The sequence below is a fragment of the [Mycobacterium] manitobense genome, assembly GCF_025821665.1.
GTDB classification, from domain to species: Bacteria; Actinomycetota; Actinomycetes; order Mycobacteriales; family Mycobacteriaceae; genus Mycobacterium; species Mycobacterium arseniciresistens.
The window spans coordinates 1-739 of record NZ_JACKSJ010000060.1 but is presented as its reverse complement, the minus strand read 5'-3'; the positions used below and the strand labels follow the sequence as shown (position 1 = coordinate 739).

The window sequence follows — 739 nt, the reverse complement described above, 5'->3', positions numbered from 1 at the left end:
CCGCAACCCGGTCTGCGCAGTCGCGCGCTGTTCAGCACCGAGCAGATCGAGACCGGACTCGACGCGTTGGCGGCCGGCCAGCAGGACGACGGCGGTTGGCTCTTCGACTGGGCCGCATGGGCCCCCGCGCAGTCCACCGAGTGGCGTGGGCTGGTGACGTTGCGGGCGCTGCAGACACTGCGGGCCAACGGGCGGATCTGAGGGTCAGTCGCCGCGGGAGTGCCGGCCGCGGGTCCGGCGGGTATGCGAGCCCGCGGGCAGGTCATCCTCGGTGACCGAGGCCGGCGGTTCCGTCGGCTGCAGCCAGCCCTGCTGATCGCTGTGGAATCCGGTGCGGACCGGCTGTTGCTGCTGCGGGCCCAGCCAATCGTCGAGCATGCCGCGCCAGGCCGGCTCCGGTTCGGGTTCCGGTTCCGGTTCCGGTTCCTCGGTGGGGTGTGACCAGGTCTCCACCGGGCCCGGATGCCAGACCTCGGCCGGGGCGTGCAGCGGATGCTCGACGTGGTCGTAGATCCGGTCGGTGATCGGGTCGTCGGTGACTGCCCGGACGATGTCGGTGGGCGGGTCCGCGGCAGGGAGCACGGGCTCCCAGTCGACGGTGTACTCGATGTAGTCGTCCTCTTCGTCCCAGGTTTCGTCGAGGGAATGCTGTTCCTCGACGGGCGGGACCCGCGCCGGCACCGGGGCCGAGGGCGTGGCGAACCCACGCAGGAAGATCGCGCCCGCCACCCCGAACAGC

Annotated in this window: 2 pseudogenes; one reads left to right on the top strand and one right to left on the bottom strand. The window is 71.7% G+C overall.

Annotated elements, in window-relative coordinates:
• Nucleotides 1–201 (top strand): annotated as a pseudogene (locus H7I41_RS07365) (hypothetical protein); the annotation flags it as partial.
• Between the two features lie 3 nt (nucleotides 202–204).
• Here H7I41_RS07365 and H7I41_RS07360 read toward each other — a convergent pair.
• Nucleotides 205–739: pseudogene (locus H7I41_RS07360) on the bottom strand (hypothetical protein); the annotation flags it as partial.